This window comes from Pseudoflavonifractor phocaeensis (assembly GCF_016901735.1).
GTDB lineage: Bacteria > Bacillota > Clostridia > Oscillospirales > Oscillospiraceae > Pseudoflavonifractor_A.
On record NZ_JACLZC010000070.1, the window covers coordinates 1 to 15,687 of the forward strand.

A 15,687-nucleotide genomic window follows, 5' to 3' on the forward strand; every position below is an offset into this window, starting at 1 on the left:
TCGCCCACCTGGACGCCACCACCGTCCTCTCCCGCAAGATCGTGGAGATGGGCATTTATCCCGCCGTGGACCCCCTGGAGTCCACCTCCCGCATCCTGGAGCCCGATGTGGTGGGTCAGCGGCATTACACCGTGGCCCGGGGCGTCCAGGAGCTGCTCCAGCGCTACCGGGAATTGCAGGACATCATCGCCATCCTGGGCATGGAGGAGCTGGGCGAGAGCGACAAGCGCATCGTGGAGCGGGCCCGCCGGGTCCAGCAGTTCTTCTCCCAGCCTCTCTCGGTGGCCGAGACTTTCACCGGCCTGGAGGGCCGCTACGTCAGGCTGGAGGACACCCTCCGCTCCTTCGAGGCCATTCTGGGCGGCGAGCTGGACCAGTACCCCGAAGCCGCCTTCAGCATGGTGGGCAGCGTGGACGAGGTGGCCCAGAAGGCCAAACAGCTGGGGGCGGTGTAAGATGGCTTCCACCTTCTATCTGGAGATCATCACCCCCGAGCGGCAGTTCTACATCGGCCCGGCGGAGTCCCTCATCCTGCCGGCGCTGGACGGCCAGCTGGGCGTGGAGGCCGGGCACGAGCCCACCGTTACCGCCATGGAGCCGGGAGAGCTGCGCTACAAGGTAGACGGGGAATGGCAGGTGGCCGTGGTGGGTCAGGGCTTTGCCGAGATCAAGCCCGACTATGTGATCCTCCTGGCCGCCACCGCCGAGCACCTGGACGAGATCGACCGCAAGCGGGCCGAAGCCGCCCGGCAGCGGGCCGAGGAACGGCTGCGGCAAAAGCAGAGCATCCGGGAATACTACCACTCCAAGGCCGCGCTGGCCCGGGCCATGGCCCGGCTCAAAAGCAGCCGCTGACCCGTCGCCCCCGCGGCGGCGGTGCATCACTGATGCAAAAAAGCATCGCCCGCAACCCTTGACGGGAGAAGCGCTTGACCGGCGCTTCTCCCTTTTTTTATGCAAAAACGCATCGGCTGTTTTCTTCCCCCTCCGCCCGGGGACCGCCGCCCTAGGGCCCGGCCGGACAGGGATTTGGCACGGGATTTGCATCCTTATTCAGCGAAGGAACCACTCCACCCTGTCAACCGGAAAGGAGGCACGCAATGGATCGCTGGAACACGATGTATCAGGAAAAACTGCGCACCCCCCAGGAGATCGCGCTGGAATTCAAATCCGGTGATATCTGTCTGAGCAACGGCCAGATCACCGAGCCGGTGGGTATGCTGGACGCCCTGGCCCAGCGGGCCCAGGCGGAGGATCTGCGGGATCTGCGGCACTACCTGCTGCTCCCCATGCGGGAACAGCGCTACATGGCGGCGGAAATGGCCCCCCACATCCGCCATATCTCCCACTTTGTCAGCGGCTTTGACCGGGAGGCCATCTGGGAAGGCCGGGCCGATTACCTGCCCTCCCATTACAGTCAGGTACCCGTCCTCTGGCGGGAGGTGCTGGAGGGGCCGGACGTCTTTTACTGCACCGTGGCCCCCATGGACAAGCACGGCTATTTCAGCTGCGGCACCGCCGCCGACCTGAGCGAGATCCGCAAAAAGGCCAAAAAGCTGCTGCTGGAGGTCAATCCCACCATGCCCCGCACCCTGGGCAGCCAGATCCACATCACCGAAGTCACCGCACTGATGGAAAACGACACCCCCATCACCACCGTCCCCGCCGCGCCCATCTCCCAGAACGACACCCTCATCGGCGGCATGATCGCCCAGGAAATCCCCGACGGCGCCACCCTCCAGCTGGGCATCGGCGGCATCCCCAACGCCGTGGCCCAGGCCCTGACCGGCAAAAAAGACCTGGGCGTCCACAGCGAGATGTTCTGTGACTCCATCGCCCAGCTCACCCTGGCCGGCGTCATCACCAACGACCGGAAAAACATCCACCGGGGCAAGACGGTGGTCACCTTTACCTTCGGCACCAGAGAGACCTATGACTTCCTGGACGACAACCCGGCGGTGGAATTCCTGCCGGTGGACTACGTCAACGACCCCCGCGTCATCGCCCAGAACGACAACGTCATCTCCATCAACTCCTGCATGGAGGTGGACCTCTTCGGCCAGGTCTGCTCCGAAACCATCGGCCCCAAAAACTTCAGCGGCGCCGGCGGACAGGTGGACTTCATCCGGGGCGCTTCCGCCTCCAAGGGGGGCAAGTCCTTCCTGGCCTTCCAGTCCTCCGCCAAAAAGGGGACCATCTCCAAGATCAAGCCCATGCTCACCCCCGGCTCCTGCGTCACCACCACCCGCAGCGACGTGGATTATCTGGTCACCGAGTACGGCATGGTCCGCCTCAAGGGGCTGACCTGCTCCCAGCGGGCCAAGGCCCTCATCTCCATCGCCCACCCCAACTTCCGGGAGGAACTGACCCGGGAAGCCAAAAATATGCACCTCATCGTGTAACCTTCCTACCACAGGCGCGGCCCCAACGGAAGAAAGGAGCGAGACGATATGCGTCAAACTGCCCCCAACCGCTGGAGTATCGTAGCCGGCGGCATGATCTGTCAATTCTGCGCCGGGATGCTGTACAGCTGGAGCCTCTATGTCAAGCCCCTGGTGGAGACCTATGACTGGCCCCAGAACAGCGTCACCCTCACCTTTTCCCTGGCCACCTTCATCATCCCCATCGTCATGATCTTCGCCGGGCGTCTGCTGCCCCGGCTGGGTCCCACCAGGACCGCCCTCACCGGCGCCCTCTCCCTCACCGCCGGGCTGGCGCTCAGCGGCTTTGCCCGCAGCCTGCCCCTCCTCTATCTGGGCTACGGCGTCCTGGGCGGCATCGGCGTGGGCTTCATCTACGGCGTGCCCATCGCCACCTGCGTCAAATGGTTCCCCGACAAAAAGGGCCTCATCTCCGGCTTGTCCGTGGCGGGCTTCGGCCTGGGCTCCATCGTCTTTGCCCCCATCTGCACCGCCCTCCTGGCCGCCATCGGTCCCAGCGCCACCTTCCTGGTCCAGGGCGGCATTACCCTGGCGGGCATGTTGATCGGCGCGCCCATGATGAAGGCCGCGCCCGACGGCTACCGTCCCCCCAACTGGTCCCCGCCGGAACCCGCCGCCGGGACAAAGCCCCGGGATTTTACCTCCCTTCAGATGGTGCGCTGCCGGCAGTATTGGTTTTTGCTCATCATGTACCTCTTTGCCAACGTGGCCGGCCTCTTTATCATCGGCCACGCCTCCCCCGTCAGTCAGGAGGTGGCGGGACTCACTGCCGCCCAGGCCGGCGTCATCGTCAGCGTCCTCTCCATCGCCAACACCTGCGGCCGCTTTTTGGGCGGCGCCGCCTCCGACCGGCTGGGCGCGGCCCGGGTGGTCACCATCCTCTACATCGCCGACGCCGTCCTCCTCCTTGCCCTGCCCATGATGGGGCAGTTCGCCCTCATCGCCCTGGGGATCGGCGGATTGGCGGTGTGCTTCGGCGGCATGATGGGCGCTTATCCCTCCATCGTGCTGGACTACTTCGGTCCCACCCATTACAGCACCAACTATGCCCTTGTATTCCTCGCCTTCGGCTTCGGCGGTCTCATCGCCAACCAGACCGCGGCGGTCTCCCTGTCCTTCCGCGGAAGCTATACCCTGGCCTTCCTGGTCATCGGCGGGATGTGTGTTGTGGGCGTGGTCATGTCCCTTCTCTCCCGCCCGCCGGAAGCCCCCAAAACTGCCCTCTAACCGTTTCCCTCCCCCTCAAAAACGCGCAAGACGGACGGCCATTGGCCGTCCGTCTTGCTTTCTCCCTCAGTCAGAGAGAGAGGAAAAGGTGTCGCTGTCCACCAGGATATTGTCGGTGCCGTGGGCGTCGAACTCGGCGATATAGGCGTCGATGCGGCGGTTGAGCTCTTCGTAATTGCTCTCGTTGATGGGGACGTCGTCCATATCCCGCCGGGCCAGATCCTCGGCCAGGATGTCGAAAAACACGTTGTTCTCATATTCCATAATGGCCTCGTGAATCCCGCCCTCCACGAAGGCCCGGGAGGGAATCACTTCCCCGTTCCAGTCCTCCGCCAGGGTGGGCATCCCCTCCTCCCGCGCCTTGGCGAAGAGCAGGCTCTCCACCTCGTCGTAATCCTTGAACCGGTCGTCGCCCCGGGTGGCGTTCAAGATCCAATTGCCGATATAAGCCATGTCCAGCAGACGCCGGAATTGCTTGTTTGTCAGCTCCAGCTTCATTTCGCATAACCTCCTTGCTGTCATGACACCAGGATTGCTCCTTATTTTATATTATAATGCTTTCCCCCTACTTGTCAAACCGCTTCCCCTCTCCCGGCGTCTTTTTTCCTCCGGCGGCTTTTTTGTGGAAAATCATCCTTGTTTTCCGAGGCAAATGGGCATATTATATTCTTTGCTCTATCAATCCGCATCGAGAGAATGGAGGCGTTCTTTTGGACCAGAGACCCATCGGCGTATTCGACTCGGGCGTGGGCGGCCTGACCACCGTGCGGGAGCTCAAGCGCCTGCTCCCCGGCGAGGATATCATCTACTTCGGCGACACCGGCCGGGTGCCCTACGGCAGCCGCTCCCGGGAGACCATCATCAAATATGCCCGGCAGGATGTGGCCTTCCTGCGCACCTTTGACCTCAAGGCCATCGTCATCGCCTGCGGCACCGTGTCCACCACCGCCCTGGACCTGCTGCGGGAGGAAAACCCCATCCCCGTCCTGGGTGTGGTGGAGCCCGCCGCCCGCGCCGCCGCCAAAGCCACCCGCAGCGGCGTCATCGGCCTTATCGGCACCCAGGCCACCATCCGCTCCGGCGCTTATGAGCGGGTCATCTCCGCCGCCAACCCCACCGCCAAGGTCATGGCCAAGGCCTGCCCCCTCTTTGTGCCTCTGGTGGAAAACGGCCGGGTGGAGCCGGGAGACATCGTCATTGAGACGGTGGTAAAGGAGTATCTCTCCCCCCTCAAGGACGCCGGCGTGGATACCCTGGTGCTGGGCTGCACCCACTATCCCCTGCTGGAGCGGGTCATCGGCGCGTTTATGGGGCCTGACGTCACCCTCATCAACGCCGGGGCCGAGGGCGCACGGGCCACCTGCCAGACCCTGCGCCAGTCCGACGCCCTGGCCAACCGCGCCGCCGGGGTGAGCCGCTACTTCGTCAGCGACAGCACCGCCGACTTCTCCCGTCTGGCCGCCATCTTCCTCCGGGAGGACGTGACCGGACAGGTCCAGCAGGTGGAGATCGGCGCCGAGATCCTCAACCACCGGCTGGGCATCCGCAACGACACGCCCTAGAAAATAGGGGTTTACAGCATCCTGCTTCCCATATATAATAGGCGTACTTGCAAAACTGCCGAAAGAGGACCCAGAGCCATGAGCGAAAACAACGTCATCATCTCCATCAAAAGCGTACAGACCTTTGAGGATCAGGAGCCTGAGACGGTGGAGCTCACCACCGCCGGACACCTGGAGCCCGACGGCGACCAGAGCTATAACCTGAGCTACCAGGAGAGCGAGGTCACCGGTATGGAGGGTACCCTTACCACCTTCCAGATCGAAAAGGGCCGCATCACCCTGCTGCGCCTGGGACAGTTCAACTCCCAGATGGTCTTTGAGGAGGGGCGGCGGCATCTGTCCATGTATGAAAGCCCTTACGGCACCCTGTCCGTGGGGGTCAACACCCGAAAAATGCGCTCCGACATGACCAGCCGGGGCGGCACCATCTCCCTGGCTTACGACATCGAGCTCAACCACAGCGTGGCCGGGATGACCACTTTTGAGATCCAAGTCCGGGAGGCTGGCTCCCTGCCCGCCGCCGGACCAAACTGAACGTGAAATGAGAGAGTGATTTTACCATGTCCAATCTGATCCAAGCCGCACGGGAGCAGGTCTCCGCCCTGACCCAAAGCGCCTATGAGCGCGCCGCCGCCGCCGGTATCCTGCCCGCCGGCGTGGAGGTCCACGGCAACGTGGACATCCCCAAGGACCCGAAAAACGGCGACTACGCCTCCTCCTTCGCCATGGCCGGCGCCAAGGCCCTCCACATGGCCCCCCGCGCCATCGCCCAGGCCATTCTGGACCATCTGGAGCTGGACGGCTCCTTCTTTGACCGGGCCGAGATCGCCGGCCCCGGCTTTCTGAACTTCTTCCTGGGCAGCCGCTGGTACGGCCAGGTCCTGGCCGATATCCAGGCCGAGGGCAAGACCTACGGCGCCTGCGACGAGGGCAAGGGCGAAAAGGTGATGGTGGAGTTCGTCTCCGCCAACCCCACCGGCCCCATGCACATGGGCAACGCCCGGGGCGGCGTGCTGGGCGACTCCCTGGCCAACGTCCTCTCCCGCGCCGGCTACGACGTGTGGAAGGAATTCTATGTCAACGACGCCGGCAACCAGGTCCACAAGTTCGCCGAGTCCATCCACGCCCGCTATATGCAGCTCATTCTGGGCGAGGACGGTTTTGCGTTCCCCGAAAACGGCTACCACGGCGACGACATCAAGGAACTGGCCCAGGGCTTCTACGACCTCCACGGCGAGGCCTACAAGGACGCCGGCGAGGACGTCTGGCAGGACGCCATGGCCCAGTACGGCCTGAAAATCAACATTCCCAAGATGCAGGCCGACCTCCGCCGCTATCAGATCGAGTATGACCAGTGGTTCTTCGAGTCTGAGCTCCACAACAGCGGCTATGTGGAGGAGACCGTCTCCATGCTGGCCGACCAGGGCTGGACCTATGAGAAAGAGGGCGCCCTGTGGCTGGACACCACCGCCCTGCTCAAGAAAAAGTATATGGCCGAGGGCAAGACCCAGGAGCAGGTGGACAAGCTGGATCTGAAGGACGACGTGCTCCGCCGGGCCAACGGGTTTTACACCTACTTCGCCGCCGACATCGCCTACCACCGCAACAAGCTGGAAAAGCGGGGCTTCTCCAAGGCGGTCAATATCTGGGGCGCCGACCACCACGGACATGTGGCCCGCCTCCAGGCCGCCCTGGACGGCCTGGGTCTGGACGGCTCCCACCGCCTCATCGTGGTGCTCATGCAGCTGGTGAATCTCCTCCAGGACGGCAAGCCCGTCCGGATGTCCAAGCGCTCCGGCAAGGCCATCGCCCTCCACGATCTGCTGGACGAGGTGAGCATCGATGCCGCCCGCTACTTCTTCAACTCCCGCGCCGCCACCAGCCCGGTGGACTTCGACCTGGACCTGGCCGTCCGGGAGGACAGCGAGAACCCGGTGTACTACGTCCAGTACGCCCACGCCCGCATCTGCTCCCTGGTCCGCCGCCTGGCCGAGGAGGACGGCGTGGCGGTGCCCGACGTGTCCGCCGTGGACTGCGCCCGTCTCGTCTCCGACGAGGAGAAGGCCCTTATCAAGAATCTGGCCCAGCTCCCCGAGGAGATCCGCATCGCTGCCCGGGATTACGACCCCTCCCGCATCAACCGCTATGTACTGGCCCTGGCCGGCGACTTCCACCGGTTCTACAACGCCTGCTACATCCGCGGCGAGGAAATGCCCGTCCTCCAGGCCCGGCTCAAGCTGGCCGACTCCGTCCGCGCCGTCATCGCCAACTGCCTGGACCTCATCGGCGTCTCCGCCCCCGAAAAAATGTAACCTACTTCCTTTCGCCCTACTTTCTTTCGAGAAAGAAAGTAGGCAAAGAAAGCTTCCATAAAGCGCTCGTCCGGTAGTTTACGCAAACCCGGACGGCAAAGAACGCTTTTCTCTGGCCCCGGACCGCACGGTCCGGGGTCTCTTTTTTCGATGCCGCGGCAATGGTCGGCGGGCGACCACAAGGGTCGCCCCTACGGGTTGGAATGTCGGGGCGATGTGGGCATCGCCCCCTACGCACCGTGAAAACAGCCGCTGCGGCACCTGGGGGAAGTGCAGAAGGGGGGTATCCCCCCTTCTGCCCCTTTTGGTCCAGGCCCTTTTCGGGAAAAGGGCCTGGCGCCGCCCGCGCAGGGCCGTCCCCCGCTGGGGAACACAATACCGGAGCTGGAAATAACATTGCCATTGTGACATGGATAAGCTATAATGAAGATGAATTTTGTATTTTTAGAATGAGGAGCCATCATTTATGACAAAGCTGGAGCTTGCCGTCCCCACCCTGTTCGGGCTGGAGGGCATTGCCGCCGACGAACTGCGCCGCCTGGATCTGAACAACGTCCGGGCGGAAAACGGCCGGGTCTTTTGCGACGCCGTCCCCGCCGATATCCCCCGGGTCAATCTGAACCTCCGCACCGGCGAACGGGTGCTGCTGGTGCTGGGCCGCTTCTATGCCGCCGATTTTGACGCCCTCTTTGAGCACGTCCGCGCCCTGCCCTGGGAGGACTTTATCCCCCGGGACGGCGCGTTCCCCGTCAAGGGCTATTCCCTCAACTCCGCCCTTCACTCGGTGCCCGCCTGCCAGTCCATCGTGAAAAAGGCCGTGGCCGCCCGCCTGGGCAAGGTCTACGGCCTGGAAACCCTCCCCGAGGCCGGCGCTCTGTATCAGCTCCAATTCTCCATTTTGAAGGACGAGGTCACCGTAATGCTGGATACCAGCGGCGCGGGCCTTCATAAGCGGGGCTACCGTGCCGTGGGCGTGGCGGCGCCCCTCCGGGAGACCCTGGCCGCCGCCATGGTCCTCCTCTCCCGCTACCGGGGCCGGGACCCCTTCTGTGACCCCTTCTGCGGCTCGGGCACCATCGCCATCGAGGCGGCGCTCATCGCCAAAAACCGGGCCCCCGGGCTTAACCGTACCTTCAGCGCCCAAAAATGGGGGTTCCTTCCCAAAACCGCCTGGCTGGACGCCGCCGGCGAGGCCATGGACAAGGAATTCGACGGTTCTTACGACATCTGGGGGGGCGACATCGACCCCCACGCCGTTTCCGTGGCCCGGGACAACGCCGTCAAGGCCGACGTGGAGGACCTGGTCCGCTTTGAGGTGGCCGACGCCCGGAAGTTCGCCCGCTCGGAGGCATACGGCCGGGTGGTCACCAATCCCCCTTACGGCGAGCGGCTCATGGAAAAGCAGGAGGCCGAGGAACTGTACCGGGCCTTCGGACAGGCCGTCCGGGCCCTGCCCGACGGCTGGAGAGTGAGCGTCCTCTCCTCCCACACCGAATTTGAACGCACCTTCGGCCGCACCGCCGACAAGCGCCGCAAGCTCTACAACGGCATGATCAAATGCGATCTCTTCCAGTACCAGAACCGCCCCAAACGGGAAAGGAGCTGACATGAAACAGGGCTGTAAGCGTATCTCCGCCCTTTTTCTTTGCCTGGCGCTGCTGGCCGGACCGGTCCGCGCCGCCACAATCTGGGGCTACCAGGAGGGGCTGGCCCTCACCGAGGAAAACGGGCTGTGGGGCTATTCCAACGTCCAGCGTCAGCTGGTCATCCCCATCCGGTACAACTCCGCCACCTCCTTCCGCCTGGGCCTGGCCCGGGTGGAGGAAAACGGCAAGCTGGGCATCATCCGCACCGACGGCACCCTTTTGATCTCCCCCGCCTACGGTACCCTGAATCATCTCTATTCCGGTCTCTATATCGCCCAGCTGGGCACCCGATGGGGGATCGTCAGCCTCCTCCCCTTCCCCGACGGTCAGGGCGGCACCACCCAGATCCTCTATGACTTTGTCTATGACTCCATCGTCATGGCCACCATGGGCGGTCTGGACACGGTGATCCTCTCCCGGGGGACCCAGCAGACCTTTTTGCCCGTCTATCAGATCACCGATCTGATGCTCTCCAAGCAGATCCCCTCCGCCCGGTTCCCCCTCACCCAAGACGATCTGCCCAACTTCTCCGACGTCTCTCCCCGGGATTGGTTCGACGTGTGGGTGGACATCGCCTGCAATGTCGGTCTGATGGAGGGCGTGGGCGGCAGCCGCTTTGCCCCCGGCCAGACCCTCACCGTGGCCGAAGCCCTCCAGCTGGCCGCCGAAATGGAGAGCCGCCAGACCGGCGACAGCTTCCACACCCAGGTCCACAGCGATACGGTTTGGTACCGGCCGGCGGTGAACTACTGCCAGGCCAGCGGCATCATCTCCGCCAACGAGTTTTCCGACTATGAGCGCCCGGTGACCCGGGCGGAAATGGCAAAGATCTTTGCCGCCACCTCCCTGGCCAAGTCCATGGCCGACCGCAACGACATCAGCCAGGTCAAAGCCGCCATTCCCGACGTAAAGGCCGGCGATTATGCCGCCGACGCCATTTTCTCCCTCTACGCCAAGGGGGTGCTGATCGGCAGCGACAGCAAGTGTACCTTCCGGCCCAACGATACCCTCACCCGTGGGGAGGCGGCAGCCATCGTCTCCCGCATGGCCCGGGCGGAACAGCGCGTCACCCTCTTCTGAGGGATTTTGTGTGATTGTGAGGTGTCTCCTATCCGACACTTATTTATTCTCAACCCCTCCGCCGGAAAGAACGGACAGGCTGCCCAGGCGCTGATGGAAGAGATCCGGCGCTTGCCTCTGGACACCGCCGTCCGCCTTACTCAAAAGCGGGGGGACGCCGAGCGCATCGCCCGGGAGGAGTCCGCCGCCGGCGACCCGCTGCGGATCTATGCCTGCGGCGGAGACGGCACCCTCAACGATGTGGTCAACGCTGCGGCGGGACTGGACCATGTGGCGGTCACCAACGTGCCGGTGGGCACGGGCAACGACTTTCTAAAGCTCTTCGGTCCCCAGGCCCGGCAGCGCTTCCGTGACCTGACCGCTCTGTCCGCCGGCCGCGAGGTCCTTTTTGACGTGATGGACTGCAACGGACGTCTGGGGCTGGACATTGTCTGCGCCGGCGTGGACGCCCGGGTGGCAGCCGACGTCCACCGCTTCAAACATATCCCCATGGTCCGGGGCATCGGCGCTTATATCCTGGCCCTGCTGGACAACGTCCTGTTCCGTGGGATCAACCGCCCCATGCGGGTGGAAACTCCGGAGGGCCTTTGGTATGAGGGCGAGACCGCCATTTTATGTATTTGCAACGGGCGGCATTACGGCGGCGGCTTCATGCCCGTTCCAGACGCCATGCCCGACGACGGCGTCCTGGATATGCTCCTGGTGCCCAAGGTGGGCCGTCTCACCTTCCTGCGCCTGGTGGGGGCCTACGGCAAAGGAGAATACCGCCGCTATCCCCAGTACATCCAGGCGTACCACGGCCAGTCGGTCACCTTCTCCGCCCAGGAGGAGCTGGTGGCGGTGGTGGACGGCGAGGTCATGCGCGCCCACGCCTTTACCCTCTGCCTCTCCCCCAAAAAGCTCCGGTTCTTTTTCCCCGAGGGGCTGGACTATGCCCCGAATCCTGGCACTCCCAGCCTATGATTGTGAACAGAAGATGAATTTTTCGAAAATCAGCCCCCTTTTTTCAAAATTGGGGGTTGATTTTTTTGGCAAATAGAGTTATCATCATACTCGAAGTTAGCACTCAGATAAAAAGAGTGCTAACACCCATAGAGAACAAGTATAGATTGACATAAGGAGGAACCAAGCTATGAAACTCAAGCCGCTTGCAGATCGTGTGGTCATCAAGATGGTAGAGGCAGAGGAAAAGACCAAGAGCGGTATCATCCTCACCGGTTCGGCCAAGGAGAAGCCCGAAGTGGCCCAGGTCATCGAGGTGGGCCCCGGCGGCATGGTGGACGGCAAGGAAGTCGTCATGACCGTGAAGCCCGGCGATAAGGTCATCACCAGCAAGTACTCCGGCACCGAGGTTAAGATCGACGGCGAAGCGTATACCATCGTCCGCCAGAGTGACATTCTGGCCATTGTCGAGTAAATGTTTCTCTCTTGCGAGAGTATGACTGCGAATAATTGGAGGTAAATCTACTATGTCCAAGATTATCAGCTACGGTGAGGATGCCCGTCACGCTCTGGAGCGCGGCGTCAATCAGCTGGCCGATACCGTGAAGATCACCATGGGCCCCAAGGGCCGCAACGTCGTGCTGGGCAAGAAGTTCGGCGCGCCCCTCATTACCAACGACGGCGTGACCATCGCCAAGGAGATCGAGCTGGAGGACCCCTTTGAGAACATGGGCGCCCAGCTCGTCAAGGAAGTGGCCACCAAGACCAACGACGTGGCCGGCGACGGTACCACCACCGCCACCCTGCTGGCCCAGGCCATCATCCGCGAGGGTCTCAAGAACCTGGCCGCCGGCGCCAACCCCATGGTCATGAAGAAGGGCATCGCCAAGGCCACCGCCGCCGCCATCGAGGCCATCAAGGCCAACTCCCAGCCCGTCAACGGTACCGCCGACATCGCCCGCGTAGGCGCCGTCTCCTCCGGCGACGACCAGATCGGCAAGCTCATCGCTGAGGCCATGGAGAAGGTGTCCAACGACGGCGTCATCACCGTGGAGGAGTCCAAGACCGCCGAGACCTACTCCGAGGTCGTGGAAGGCATGCAGTTCGACCGGGGCTATATCACCCCCTACATGGTCACCGATACCGAGAAGATGGAGGCCGTTCTGGACGACGCCCTCATCCTCATCACCGATAAGAAGATCTCCAACATCCAGGAGCTGCTCCCCGTGCTGGAGCAGGTGGTGCAGTCCGGCAAGAAGCTGCTGGTCATCGCTGAGGACGTGGAGGGCGACGCCCTGAACACCCTCATCGTCAACAAGCTCCGCGGCACCCTGAACGTGGTGTGCGTCAAGGCCCCCGGCTTCGGCGACCGCCGCAAGGAGATGCTCCAGGATATCGCCATCCTCACCGGCGGCACCGTCATCTCCGAGGAGATCGGTCTGGAGCTGAAGGAGGCCACCATGGCTCAGCTGGGCACCGCCCGCCAGGTGAAGGTCTCCAAGGAGAACACCATCATCATCGACGGCGCCGGCGACACCACCGAGATCAAGAACCGCGTGGCTCAGATCCGCAGCCAGATCGAGGTGACCACCAGCGATTATGACAAGGAGAAGCTGCAGGAGCGCCTGGCCAAGCTGGCCGGCGGTGTGGCCATCATCCGCGTGGGCGCCGCCACCGAGGTGGAGATGAAGGAGAAGAAGCTCCGCATCGAGGACGCCCTCAACGCTACCCGCGCCGCCGTGGAGGAAGGCATCGTGGCCGGCGGCGGTACCGCCTATGTGAACGCCGTGGCCGCCGTGGAGAAGCTCCTCACCGAGGTGGAGGGCGACGAAAAGACCGGCGTGCGCATCATCGCCACTGCTCTGACCGCTCCCGTCAAGCAGATCGCCGCCAACGCCGGCATTGACGGCTCCGTGGTGCTGGAGAAGCTCCGCGAGGCCAACAAGGTGGGCTATGGCTTCGACGCCTACAACGAGACCTACTGCGACATGATCTCCGCCGGTATCGTGGACCCCACCAAGGTCACCCGCTCCGCCCTGGAGAACGCCGCTTCCATCGCCGCCACCCTGCTGACCACCGAGTCCCTGGTGGCCGACAAGCCCGAGCCCCCCGCTCCCATGGCTCCCGCCGGCGGCGACATGGGCGGTATGTACTAAGCCCCCCGCTCGTCTGAAGAAATGACCCATAACATCCCCGACGCTCCCGTTCCTGTGGGCGTCGGGGATGTTTTCTTCTGTCCGGACCGGCAGGGCGGCCTCTCCCCTTTCTTGTCACCGGGCCGGCAGAGGCGTATAATGGAACCACCCCAATTATTTGGAACAGAAGAGAGGCGATACTATGACAGCCGGACTGCGCCGTTGGCAGGCCCTATTCACGGCCGTCCTCTTGGTTCCCCTGCTGGGCGGCTGCCGGGACAGCATCTCCCTGGGGCAGAGCCTCCTGGAGCAGGGCATGGAACAGGTCACCGGCACCGAGGCGGACCAACGGCTTTTTTCCTCCCTCAGCGCCTTCAACTACGAGGGGATGCGGGAGGCGGTAGAGGACGGGGCCGACGTCAATACCCTCAAAGCCGCCTGGCCCGTCGGTACGGACTCCCCTCTTCGCTGGCTGCTGACGGGCGAGGGGGAAATCGGCTATGACCTGTACGGGAACTGCACCAATGTGGATTTTATCACCTATCTGTTGGAGCAGGGGGCCGACCCCAACGAGACCGACGAAACCGGCCGGACGCTGGCCATGCTCTGCTGCGGGGCGGACGGCAGGGGCTATATGGCCGCGGACCAATTTTTAGCCCAGCTTTTGTCCCATGGCGCCGACGTGACCCGGACCGACCAGGCCGGAATGACCGCTTTGGACTACGCGGTGCAGCGGGGCGGCCCGGACGCCGTCTCCCTGCTGATGGAATACGGGGCCGTCCCTACCCAACAGACGCTGACCCTGGCCTTCACCGCCCCGCGCACGGATTTCTTTCTCTCCCACCGGGCGGCCGTGGCAAAGACCATGCTTGCGGCATATCCCTCAGAGGTTCGGGCGGAGGGCTTCTCCCCCCTGCTGATCGACGCCGCCCAGAGCAGCTGCGGCGCGGTCACCGCCGGAGCCGCCAACTGTCCGGCGGAAGATCTGGCCATGCTGGCCCAGCTGGCCGTGGCCTATTGTGATTTGGAGAGCGTTTTGGCCGTCCAAGCGGCGGGATTTTCCTTTACCACCTGGAAAGACGGAGAAACCAGCGATGACGGCTGGCGGTATGTGGAACTTGCTCTGCAAAACGGTCAGGCAGACACCGCCCTCTGGCTGCTGGAGGAGACGGGATATTCCGAAGCCGACGGGCTGATCTACGCCGCCCAGCAGGGACTGGCGGATATGACCGCCTTCTTTTTGGAGCGGGGCGCGCTCCAGGACGCGATGCCGCAATCTGAGGACGGACGCCCCTGGGAAATCTTTGACAATCTGCTGGCCGAGAGCGTGGGAAACCCGGACGTTTTGCGCCTCCTTTCAGAGGCGGGCTATCCCACCAACGCCCTGTCTCTGGCCCAGGCCCTGAACCAGGCCATCGTCGCCGACGCTATGGACAGCATCCGCTATTTGTGTGAGACGGCGGGGGCGGACCCCTCCTACCTGCCGGAAGGGATCGATTCCGCCATGGAAACCGCCTGTCTGCACGGAAATCTCTCCATCGTCACCTACCTGCAAAACCACGGGGCCTCCCTGGACGCGGAGGGTGGATATCTGCGGGCCGCGGTCATCAAGCACCACACCCAGGTGGAGGAATACCTGCTGCGGCAGGGCGTCCCACCGGACAGCCGGGCGCATTATGAGGACGGCAGCGAAAGTCAGACGCCGCTCACTGAAGCCGTCCGTGACGGGCGTTTAGAGCTGGTGCAGCTTTTGCTGGCGTGGGGCGCGGACCCCAACGGTGTGCCCATGGAGGCGGCGGAGCAAGGGCAAAGCCGCCGTATTGTGCAATTTCTCATCGACGCCGGCGCAGAGGCCGCGCCGTAACACAAGATAAAAGTCCGCAGGAAAAGAAGCCGCCGGGTATCCATCTGGATACCCGGCGGCTTCCGCTAGGGGTATATGTGATAGAGGGGGTAAACTGTTATCAGCCGGCCTTCGCCTCAGCCAGAACCTGCTTGGCGTTCCAGGCAGCGGCCACCTGATCGGCGTCATTGCTGTTGAGGATGATCTTGTTCAGGGTCAGCTCAAAAGCCTGGGTGTACTGGATGACGTTCAGCATGGCCATGGCGGACCGCTGCAGGTCGCCCAGGCGCATCACGCTGCTGTCGTCAGCCAGCGCATCCAGAACCAGGCTCACGTTGCCGCCGGGCATCTCACAGTCGTTGCCGGCGTAGTTCAGCCAACCCTGGACGTTCTGACCGGCGTTCTGTCCGTAGACAGCACCGATGGAGTACCAGTCGGTCATGACGAAGCCGTCAAAGCCCCACTCGTTTCTCAGGATCTCGGTCAGCAGGTTGTAGTG

Annotated in this window: 15 protein-coding genes; 13 read left to right on the forward strand and 2 right to left on the reverse strand. The window is 63.3% G+C overall.

The annotated features are described in order from the left end of the window. The 4 genes from H7U37_RS12585 to H7U37_RS12600 all read left to right on the forward strand — a co-directional run. Positions 1–455 (forward strand): ATP synthase beta subunit C-terminal domain-containing protein (locus tag H7U37_RS12585; protein WP_477742899.1); only part of this gene is annotated, 455 nt, incomplete at its 5' end. A 1-nt stretch (position 456) separates the two neighbouring features. After that, positions 457–855: an ATP synthase F1 subunit epsilon gene (atpC, locus tag H7U37_RS12590; RefSeq protein ID WP_204876181.1), complete on the forward strand. Its 399-nt coding sequence runs from the start codon at positions 457–459 to the stop codon at positions 853–855. Between the two features lie 245 nt (positions 856–1,100). After that, positions 1,101–2,402 (forward strand): acetyl-CoA hydrolase/transferase family protein, encoded by a 1,302-nt coding sequence (locus H7U37_RS12595; RefSeq protein WP_204876183.1) that lies wholly within the window; start codon positions 1,101–1,103, stop codon positions 2,400–2,402. 48 nt (positions 2,403–2,450) lie between these two features. Continuing rightward, positions 2,451–3,668 carry an L-lactate MFS transporter gene (locus H7U37_RS12600; RefSeq protein WP_204876185.1) on the forward strand — a complete coding sequence of 406 codons (1,218 nt, stop codon included), beginning with the start codon at positions 2,451–2,453 and terminating at the stop codon, positions 3,666–3,668. A gap of 66 nt (positions 3,669–3,734) precedes the next feature. Here the strand turns inward: H7U37_RS12600 and H7U37_RS12605 are convergent, their stop codons facing one another. Next, positions 3,735–4,166: a hypothetical protein gene (locus H7U37_RS12605; protein WP_204876187.1), complete on the reverse strand. Its 432-nt coding sequence runs from the start codon at positions 4,164–4,166 to the stop codon at positions 3,735–3,737. A gap of 212 nt (positions 4,167–4,378) precedes the next feature. On the opposite strand from H7U37_RS12605, the gene murI reads away from it, so the two are divergent. From murI to H7U37_RS12650, 9 genes are all read left to right on the forward strand, one after another. Continuing rightward, positions 4,379–5,230 carry a glutamate racemase gene (murI, locus tag H7U37_RS12610; RefSeq protein ID WP_204876189.1) on the forward strand — a complete coding sequence of 284 codons (852 nt, stop codon included), beginning with the start codon at positions 4,379–4,381 and terminating at the stop codon, positions 5,228–5,230. A 78-nt stretch (positions 5,231–5,308) separates the two neighbouring features. Then, positions 5,309–5,764: a YwiB family protein gene (locus H7U37_RS12615; protein ID WP_204876191.1), complete on the forward strand. Its 456-nt coding sequence runs from the start codon at positions 5,309–5,311 to the stop codon at positions 5,762–5,764. Between the two features lie 26 nt (positions 5,765–5,790). Next, positions 5,791–7,542 carry an arginine--tRNA ligase gene (gene argS / locus H7U37_RS12620; RefSeq protein ID WP_204876193.1) on the forward strand — a complete coding sequence of 584 codons (1,752 nt, stop codon included), beginning with the start codon at positions 5,791–5,793 and terminating at the stop codon, positions 7,540–7,542. A 466-nt stretch (positions 7,543–8,008) separates the two neighbouring features. Then, positions 8,009–9,148: a THUMP domain-containing class I SAM-dependent RNA methyltransferase gene (locus H7U37_RS12625; protein WP_204876195.1), complete on the forward strand. Its 1,140-nt coding sequence runs from the start codon at positions 8,009–8,011 to the stop codon at positions 9,146–9,148. 1 nt (position 9,149) lies between these two features. Next, positions 9,150–10,268 (forward strand): WG repeat-containing protein, encoded by a 1,119-nt coding sequence (locus tag H7U37_RS12630; protein ID WP_204876201.1) that lies wholly within the window; start codon positions 9,150–9,152, stop codon positions 10,266–10,268. A 21-nt stretch (positions 10,269–10,289) separates the two neighbouring features. Then, the gene (locus tag H7U37_RS12635; RefSeq protein ID WP_338049832.1) at positions 10,290–11,231 is read left to right on the forward strand and encodes a diacylglycerol/lipid kinase family protein; all 942 of its coding nucleotides are present in this window, start codon (positions 10,290–10,292) and stop codon (positions 11,229–11,231) included. Between the two features lie 169 nt (positions 11,232–11,400). Then, a complete protein-coding gene (locus H7U37_RS12640; RefSeq protein WP_204876203.1) occupies positions 11,401–11,685 on the forward strand; it encodes a co-chaperone GroES in 285 nt (94 codons plus the stop codon). Between the two features lie 52 nt (positions 11,686–11,737). Continuing rightward, entirely contained in the window at positions 11,738–13,366 is a 1,629-nt protein-coding gene (groL, locus tag H7U37_RS12645; RefSeq protein ID WP_204876205.1) for a chaperonin GroEL, read from the forward strand. A gap of 181 nt (positions 13,367–13,547) precedes the next feature. Continuing rightward, complete coding sequence (locus H7U37_RS12650) at positions 13,548–15,209, forward strand: ankyrin repeat domain-containing protein (protein WP_204876206.1); 1,662 nt, start codon at positions 13,548–13,550, stop codon at positions 15,207–15,209. Between the two features lie 100 nt (positions 15,210–15,309). On the opposite strand, the gene H7U37_RS12655 is transcribed toward H7U37_RS12650, so the two are convergent. Then, positions 15,310–15,687, reverse strand: a 378-nt coding sequence (locus H7U37_RS12655) for a glycoside hydrolase family 3 N-terminal domain-containing protein (RefSeq protein WP_272873487.1), incomplete at its 5' end; no start/stop codon positions are given.